At 68.0% G+C, this 2,901-nt stretch carries 2 protein-coding genes; both read left to right on the forward strand.

The window, feature by feature from the left end:
• The first annotated feature begins 132 nt into the window (after positions 1 to 132).
• A complete protein-coding gene (locus tag PKH97_RS15515; RefSeq protein ID WP_324388504.1) occupies positions 133 to 1,911 on the forward strand; it encodes a 3-hydroxybutyryl-CoA dehydrogenase in 1,779 nt (592 codons plus the stop codon).
• Positions 1,912 to 2,093: 182 nt separating this feature from the next.
• Positions 2,094 to 2,901, forward strand: an 808-nt coding sequence (locus PKH97_RS15520) for a hypothetical protein (protein ID WP_324388505.1), incomplete at its 3' end; no start/stop codon positions are given.

A 2,901-nucleotide genomic window follows, 5' to 3' on the forward strand; every position in this document is an offset into this window, starting at 1 on the left:
GGGCTCAGCGCCTAGGCGGGGGAGATGCAGCCGGGGGCCTGTCGAGCGGGCATGAGCCGGCCACGCGCCGGGGTGGGGGGGATCACGCCGGGAGGCGTGGAAGCGGCATACGGGCAATGGAAGACTCGAGATATGTCGCGTGAATTCACCAAAGTCGGCGTGGTCGGTCTCGGAACCATGGGTGCGGGGATTGTGGAAGTGTTCGCCCGCAACGCAATTGACGTCCTGGCGGTCGAGGTCGACGAGCGGGCACTGGAGCGGGGTAAGGGCTTCCTCACGGCCAGCCTGGACCGGGCCGTCAGCCGCGGCAAGATGGCGCAGGACGACGCCGACACCCTGCGGGGGCATGTGACCTTCACCACCGACCTCGCCGACTGCGCCGACTGCCAGCTCGTCGTCGAGGCCGTGCCCGAGCATCTCGACTTGAAGAAGCGGATCCTCAGCACGTTGGACGGCATCGTCGGGTCGGACGCCATTCTCGCGACCAACACCTCCTCGCTCCCCGTCACCGAGATCGCGGTCGCGACGGCCGACCCCAAGCGCGTGGTCGGCATGCACTTCTTCAACCCGGCACCCGTGCTGCAGTTCGTCGAGGTCATCAAGACGGTGATCACCGCGGACGACGTCTTCGAGGACGTCAAGGCGCTCGCGGAGCGGCTCGGCAAGAAGCCCGTGGTTGTCGGCGACCGTGCCGGCTTCATCGCCAACGCCCTGCTCTTCGGCTATCTCAACCACGCCGTCTCGATGTTCGAGAGCAAGTACGCAACCCGCGAAGATCTCGACGCCGCAATGCGTTTCGGTTGCGGTTACCCGATGGGGCCGCTCGCGCTGCTGGACCTGATCGGCCTGGACACGGCATACGAGATCCTGGACACGATGTACAAGCAGGGCCGCGACCGCCTGCACGCCCCGAGCCCGATCATCAAACAGATGGTCAGCGCCGGCCTGACGGGCCGCAAGAGCGGCCACGGCTTCTATACGTATGCCGGCCCGTCGAGTTCGCAGGTCGTCGGGGACTCCGCGACCCCAGCCGCCGACGCGGCAGACGCGGCGGGCCTACGTCCGATCGCCAAGGTCGGCGTCGTCGGTTCGGGGACAATGGCCGGCGGGATCGTCGAAGTCTTCGCCAAGGCCGGCTATGACGTCATCTATGTCGCTCGCGGCGAGGACAAGGTCGCGGGGGTGCGAGCGCAAATCGAGAAGAACAACGCCCGCGCGATCGACAAGGGCCGGATGACGGCCGAGGACGCCGAGGCGCTGCTCGGCCGGTTGAGCGGGTCGACGTCGCGCGACGCGCTCGCCGAGGTCGACATCGTCGTCGAAGCCATCGCCGAGGACCTGGCGATCAAGCAGGACCTCTTCCGCGACCTGGACCGGGTGTGCAAGGCCGGGGCCATCCTCGCGACCACGACCTCGTCGCTGCCGATCATCGACCTCGCCGCTGTCACCGAACGTCCCGCCGACGTCGTCGGCATGCACTTCTTCAATCCCGCCCAAGTGATGAAGCTCGTCGAAGTGGTGCACACCGTCGCGACCGCGCCGGACGTGACGGCGAGCGTCGTCGCGCTCACGCGGGCCGTCGGCAAGCACCCGGTGCAATGCGGCGACCGCTCGGGCTTCATCGTCAACGCGCTGCTCTTCCCCTATCTCAACGACGCGATCAAGATGCTGGAGGCGCATTACGCGAGCGCTGACGACATCGACACCGCGATGAAGACTGGCTGTGGCCTGCCGATGGGTCCCTTCGAACTGCTCGACGTCGTCGGCCTCGATGTCTCGCTGGCGATCCAGCGCGAGCTTTACCTGGAGTTCCGCGAGCCGGGCTTCGCCCCCGCGCCGTTGCTGGAGCAACTGGTGCAAGCGGGTTATCTCGGCCGCAAGACCAAGCGAGGCTTCCGCACCTACGCCTGACCGGGGGGCAGCCGCCGCTCGCTAGGTCGAGTGGTGGCGACGCGCCGTATGCCGAGCCTCGCCGCCGGCGTGTCGCCACCACTCGACCTAAGCGTCCACAGCGCCGGCAGACGAATCGGCATGATGCACAGGCTCCAGCGGACAGGCTGCGCCGGTTTGCGAGCCGCGGCATGGTGGCAGCCATGGCCGAACCCCTCCCGTCCGTGCTCTCGCTGGCGCAGGCCCGCGACCGTGGATTGACGCCGACCCAGTGGCGCTCGTCAAACTTTGACCGGGTGACCCGCGGCGTGCGCAGACGCGGGGCAACCGCCACCCTGGCGGAGCAGGCCGCGGCCTTCGCCCTGGTTCTGCCGCGTCCTTTCGCCTACAGCCACATGACGGCTGCCCGCCTCTTGGAGCTGCCCATGCCCGGCCCGGTCTCCAGCGTTGGTGCCCACGTCGAGGATTCCGCGTTGGATGTGATTCGCCCGTCAGCCTCGCCGCGCCTTACCCGAGCCGGAGTCCGCGGCCACCGCGGACTTGACCGGCGCCGTACCACTACCGTCGACGGCATGCCCGTGGTCTGCGTCGCCGACACCTGGGTCGACCTGGGCGAGCTTCGGGGGCAGGCAGCGCTGAGCGTGGACGATCTTGTGGTTCTCGGTGACGAAATCGCGGCGCGATTGCGCCTCCCCACCGTCCCCTTGATCCAGGCGGAGTTAGGTGGCGCGCTGGGTCGGCGAGTCCGGCCGCGCCGTGCCGTCGACTTGCGCGCTGCCCTGGGTTTGGTGCGGCCGGGAGTCCGATCGCCGATGGAGAGCCGGTCCCGGCTGATGTTCGTTCACGCCCTGCTTCCCGAGCCAGAGGTCAATGGCGTGCTCAGGGATGAGACGGGCCAGTGGCTGATGGAATGCGACCTGGTTTGGCGTGGCCAGCGCGTTGTCGCCGAATATCAGGGTCAGCCGCATGCAAACCTGCGAGCACGGAGCCAGGATGCCGCGAAGAGACGAC

It is taken from the genome of Nostocoides sp., from assembly GCF_035343835.1.
In the GTDB taxonomy this organism is placed as follows: domain Bacteria; phylum Actinomycetota; class Actinomycetes; order Actinomycetales; family Dermatophilaceae; genus Nostocoides_A; species Nostocoides_A vanveenii.